This window comes from Globicatella sp. HMSC072A10, from assembly GCF_001811625.1.
GTDB classification, from domain to species: domain Bacteria; phylum Bacillota; class Bacilli; order Lactobacillales; family Aerococcaceae; genus Globicatella; species Globicatella sanguinis.
Window position 1 is genome coordinate 1 of sequence record NZ_KV805664.1, and the last position, 4,831, is coordinate 4,831.

Consider the following 4,831-nt stretch of genomic DNA (forward strand, 5'->3'; position numbering starts at 1 on the left):
ACCTTTTTTACATTATTTTTACATTTTTTACATTTTTTCCTGTAAAAAGCTATTTTTTCCATAAAAATAGCGAAACGGAGCGTTTTTTAGCTCCGTTTCTTTTTTGAGTTTTGAATATTCTCATCTCATATTGATGGAAATATTATAAGCGTTCGTTTAATTCTTTTGCTAAATCTTCGAATCCTTCTTTACCTAATAAAGCAAACATGTTTTTCTTGTATGCTTCGACACCTGGTTGATCAAATGGATTTACCCCATTTAAGTAACCTGAAATAGCTACTGCAATTTCGAAGAAGTAAATTAAGTGACCTAATGAATATTCATCCATTGCTGGAATAGTCACTAATAAGTTTGGTACTTGACCGTCTGTATGAGCTAATAATGTTCCTTGGTAAGCTTTAGTGTTAACAAAGTCAACTGTTTCTCCTTCTAGGTAACGTAAGCCATCTAAATTCTCTTCCATTTTTGGAATTTCAACATCATGACGTGGCTTTTCTACTTTGACAACTGTTTCGAAAATATTACGTTTACCTTCTTGGATAGTTTGACCAACAGAGTGTAAGTCAGTAGAGAAGTTCGCACTTGATGGATAGATACCTTTCAAGTCTTTACCTTCTGATTCACCATATAATTGTTTCCACCACTCAGAGAAGTATTGCATTCCTGGTTCATAGTTCACTAAAATTTCAATATCCTTACCTTTACGGTGTAAGATATTACGGATAGTTGCATATTGATAAGCTTCATTAGTTGTTAAATCTGGATTGCTGTATTCTTTCATTGCATCAGCAGCACCTTGCATTAATTGATCAATGTTAGCTCCAGATACGGCAATTGGTAATAATCCTACTGCTGTTAAGACAGTGAAACGGCCACCGATTCCGTCTGGAATAACAAACGATTCGTAGCCTGCAGCGTTGGCTTCATCTTTTAACGCACCACGTGCTTTATCTGTCGTTGCATAAATACGTTTGGTTGCTTCTTCAACACCGTATTTTTCGATTAATTTCTCTTTGAATACACGGAACGCGATGGCAGGTTCAGTAGTAGTACCAGATTTAGAAATAATGTTTACAGAAAAATCACGGTCACCAATAATATCTAATAAGTCATGTAAGTAAGTAGATGAAATACTATTACCAGCAAAGAAAATTTGTGGCATTCCTTTTTTACCTGCTTTTACATTATAGAAAGAATGATTTAAAAAGTCGATGGCAGCACGAGCACCTAAGTAAGATCCACCAATACCAATTACAACTAATACTTCAGAATCATTTTTAATTTTTTCAGCTGCTTCTTTAATACGTGCAAATTCTTCTTTATCATATGCTTCTGGCCAATCTACCCAATCTGTAAAGTCTGCACCAGCACCTGTTTTTTCTCTTAACATTTTATCTACTGCTGTGATTTGAGTCTGTAATTGAGCTAATTCGTTTTCTCCTACGTAATTGCTTACTTTTGAATAATCAAATTTAATATGTGCCATTATTACTATGCTCCTTTTGAATATTTTTGTTATAGCGATCTGTTTCTATATTTTCAATGCCTTCAGCAATCCATTCCGGCATCTTTTTATCTAAGGTTGCAAAACCTATCGAAGGTGTAAACCTTTTGCGTCTTTTCTTAGGTCGGGCTGGAAAAGGAGGTGTATTGACCTTAATCAACGCCCGAATTGATAAACTGATTTTTTCAGTAAATTCATCAATATCAACAACGATTACCTTTACCTTGTCCCCTACCTTAAAAAATTCATCAAAATCAGATACAAAACCATGTCGACATTCAGATATATGTATTAGTCCTTGCTCTTCTTCTGATAGACTCACAAAGACACCGTAGTTTTGAATTCCAGTGATTTCACCTTCGACAATATCACCAATTTTAAATTTTGTCACAATATCGTCTCCTTCTAAAACCACTTTTAATTATACTTCAGTTTTGTCTTTTTGCCAATGTTACTTTACAGTAATTGATTCAATAACAACTGGTTTTTGTGGCTTGTCTTGAGCGCCAGTTTCGACCGCTTCAATGGCTAAAACATTATCAAAGCCATTTTTAACATGTCCAAAGACTGTATGACGTTGGTCTAACCATGGCGTTCCACCTTCTTTAGCGTAAGCTTCAACGATTTCTTCTGGGAATCCTAAGTCTTTCATTTGAGCTAACATTTGAGTTGGAACATTACTTGCCGTTACGATGAAGAATTGACTTCCATTGGTATTAGGACCCGCATTCGCCATTGATAAAGCGCCTCTCAAATTAAATAGATCACGTGTGAATTCATCTTCAAATGACTGTCCATAAATACTTTCTCCACCCATCCCGGTACCAGTTGGGTCGCCACCTTGAATCATAAAGTCTTTAATCACTCGATGGAAAATAACGCCATCATAATAACCTTTTTTCGCTAACTCAATGAAATTTTCTACAGTTTTAGGTGCTTGTTCTTTAAATAATACCAATTCAATATCACCGTAATTTGTATGTAAAATTACATTTGATTCTAAATTCTCTACATTTAGTTGTGGGAACATCAATTGTCCGCCTCCTTAAATTTTACTTCTATTCTATCTTACCTTAATTATATTCAAGTTTCAAAATTTTTTGGTGCTATATTGAGGTTTTTTTGTTATGATATAAGAGAACAAGGAAATGGAGGAACTATCTAGGATGAACTTTCCACTTATTAGCTCGCTCTTGGCGATTATTTTTACTCAATTTATTAAATATCCCATTGCTAAATATTTTAGAAATTCAAATACCAATATTGACATCGTCACTTCCACCGGTGGTATGCCGAGTTCTCACTCTGCTGCTACTAGCTCACTCATTACAGCTTTAATCTTGCAATACGGTTTTAGCTCACCCTATGTAGCGATTGCGACCGTGTTTGGTATTATCGTAATGTTTGATTCGATGGGTGTTCGTCGTCAAAGTGGTGAACAAGGTTTAGTTTTAGATCAAATTGCCAAGCAACATTTAGAAGAAAATCCTAACTACTCGATTGGTGATTATGATTACGATAAATATAAAGCGATGGTTATCAAGAAATATTTAGGCCATAAACCAAGTGAAGTCATTGTTGGCATTATGACAGGAATTATGGTAGCATTCTTTTTAAACCGAATCTTTAGATTCGTTATCGAAATGCAATAGTATGAAAGGAACATCGACATTTGGAATTATTTGATATAACAATTATTGGTGGTGGGCCCGTCGGGTTGTACACCGCCTTTTATGCGGAAATGAGACAAGTTAAAGTTAAAATTATTGAAAGTTTAGAAAACTTAGGTGGGCAACCGGCACATCTTTATCCTGAAAAAACGATTTACGATATCCCTGCTTATCCAGCTACTTCAGGAATTGAATTAACAAACAACTTGGTTAAACAATTGGAACTATTTGAAACGAATATTGTACTGGGTCAAAAAGTGATAAACATTACCAAAGATGACCAAGAGCATTTTTTAATCGAAACAGATAAGGAAACTCATTATTCTAAAACTGTGATTATCGCCATTGGGAATGGTGCTTTTAGTCCTCGTAAATTGAATTTACCCGAAGCACCTCAATATGAAGAACAAAATTTACACTATTATGTCAATCAACTATCACAATTTGCCGATAAAGATGTCGTGATTTGTGGTGGTGGTGATTCGGCCGTCGACTGGGCATTAATGTTAGAACCCATCGCTAAATCCGTTACATTATTACATCGCCGTCCACAATTTAGAGCCCTTGAACACAGCGTGAATCAATTGATGCAATCTTCAGTTAAAGTCATGACCCCTTATATACCAAGTCAGATTATAGGGGATGGTCATACGTTAAATGCGATTGAAATCACTCAACCTAGGGGTGACGAGAAATTAACAATAAAAGCGGATCATTTTATAATTAGTTACGGCTTTTCGTCAAGCATTGGCAATGTGAAAAATTGGGGCATCAATGTTGAACGGAATCTAATTCCCGTGAATTCTGCTTATGAAACGAATATTAAAGGCATTTTTGCGGTAGGAGATATTGCCAATTACCCTGGTAAAATTCGCATCATAGCTACTGGTTTCGGCGAAGGTCCGACTGCTGTAGGTAATGCAATTGAACAATTTAACCCTGGAGCTGGTCGCCAACATATTCATAGTACTAGTTTATTTGAACAGTAATATTTTAATTAGAAAGGAAATTAGTATGTCTGAGAAGTTAATTGAACAAGAAATTTTAGAACAACATGCTTATAATCTATTAGCTGAACGTGGTGTTTCGATTGAAGAAATCGCAACTATCGTTTATGAATTACAAGCACCTTATGTCAAAGACTTAACGATGGAAGAATGTATACATAATTTAAAAATGGTCATGAAAAAACGTGAGGTACAAAATGCGGTCATTACCGGTATTGAAATTGATATCGCCGCAGAAAAAGGCGTGTTCTCACCTACTTTAAGCGACTTATTAATGCGCGATGAAGGGTTATACGGCATCGATGAAATCCTAGTACTATCCATCGTCAATGTCTATGGTTCGATTGGGATGACCAATTTTGGTTATGTCGACAAAATTAAACCTGGTATTATTGGTGAATTAAACAGTGAAAAAGGCGAAAAATGCAACACTTTCATCGATGATGTTGTTGGAGCACTTGCTGCAGCAGCGGCTAGTCGTATCGCCCATTCTCAAACTAAATAAAAAACGACAAAACAGGCAAAAGAGGAGCAATTATAGCTTTTCCTTTTGCCTGTGTTTTTGTTTGTTACTTATTCTACTCAAGAGTAGCCAAACTTTGAACCTCTTTAACTAATGTTTTTATTTGAAAAGAAAGACAAAAAAGGCG

The 4,831-nt window shown here is 35.5% G+C and carries 6 protein-coding genes; 3 read left to right on the forward strand and 3 right to left on the reverse strand.

The window, feature by feature from the left end; all coding sequences use genetic code 11:
* Positions 1–142 precede the first annotated feature (142 nt).
* The 3 genes from HMPREF2811_RS03370 to HMPREF2811_RS03380 are packed head-to-tail and all read right to left on the reverse strand — an operon-like array spanning position 143 to position 2,534.
* On the reverse strand, positions 143–1,486 hold the full coding sequence (locus HMPREF2811_RS03370; RefSeq protein WP_071408108.1) for a glucose-6-phosphate isomerase: 1,344 nt from the start codon (positions 1,484–1,486) through the stop codon (positions 143–145).
* Complete coding sequence (locus HMPREF2811_RS03375; protein WP_071408112.1) at positions 1,473–1,898, reverse strand: CvfD/Ygs/GSP13 family RNA-binding post-transcriptional regulator; 426 nt, start codon at positions 1,896–1,898, stop codon at positions 1,473–1,475. The genes HMPREF2811_RS03370 and HMPREF2811_RS03375 overlap by 14 nt, the downstream gene beginning before the upstream one ends.
* A gap of 57 nt (positions 1,899–1,955) precedes the next feature.
* Positions 1,956–2,534 (reverse strand): peptidylprolyl isomerase, encoded by a 579-nt coding sequence (locus tag HMPREF2811_RS03380; protein WP_066126910.1) that lies wholly within the window; start codon positions 2,532–2,534, stop codon positions 1,956–1,958.
* Between the two features lie 136 nt (positions 2,535–2,670).
* Between HMPREF2811_RS03380 and HMPREF2811_RS03385 the strand changes: the two genes are divergently transcribed.
* From HMPREF2811_RS03385 to HMPREF2811_RS03395, 3 genes are read left to right on the forward strand one after another with little or no spacing between them, the layout of a single operon-like run.
* Positions 2,671–3,156, forward strand: coding sequence for a divergent PAP2 family protein (locus HMPREF2811_RS03385; RefSeq protein ID WP_210386535.1), 486 nt, complete (start codon positions 2,671–2,673; stop codon positions 3,154–3,156).
* A gap of 20 nt (positions 3,157–3,176) precedes the next feature.
* Complete coding sequence (locus tag HMPREF2811_RS03390; protein ID WP_071408110.1) at positions 3,177–4,163, forward strand: NAD(P)/FAD-dependent oxidoreductase; 987 nt, start codon at positions 3,177–3,179, stop codon at positions 4,161–4,163.
* A gap of 25 nt (positions 4,164–4,188) precedes the next feature.
* Positions 4,189–4,686, forward strand: coding sequence for a phosphatidylglycerophosphatase A family protein (locus HMPREF2811_RS03395; protein WP_071408111.1), 498 nt, complete (start codon positions 4,189–4,191; stop codon positions 4,684–4,686).
* The last annotated feature ends 145 nt before the right edge of the window (positions 4,687–4,831 follow it).

Coding starts and splice junctions, on each gene's coding strand:
- HMPREF2811_RS03370 (WP_071408108.1), bottom strand. CDS start 1,486: ATGGCACATATTAAATTTGATTATTCAAAAGTAAGCAATTACGTAGGA.
- HMPREF2811_RS03380 (WP_066126910.1), bottom strand. CDS start 2,534: ATGTTCCCACAACTAAATGTAGAGAATTTAGAATCAAATGTAATTTTA.
- HMPREF2811_RS03385 (WP_210386535.1), top strand. CDS start 2,671: ATGAACTTTCCACTTATTAGCTCGCTCTTGGCGATTATTTTTACTCAA.
- HMPREF2811_RS03395 (WP_071408111.1), top strand. CDS start 4,189: ATGTCTGAGAAGTTAATTGAACAAGAAATTTTAGAACAACATGCTTAT.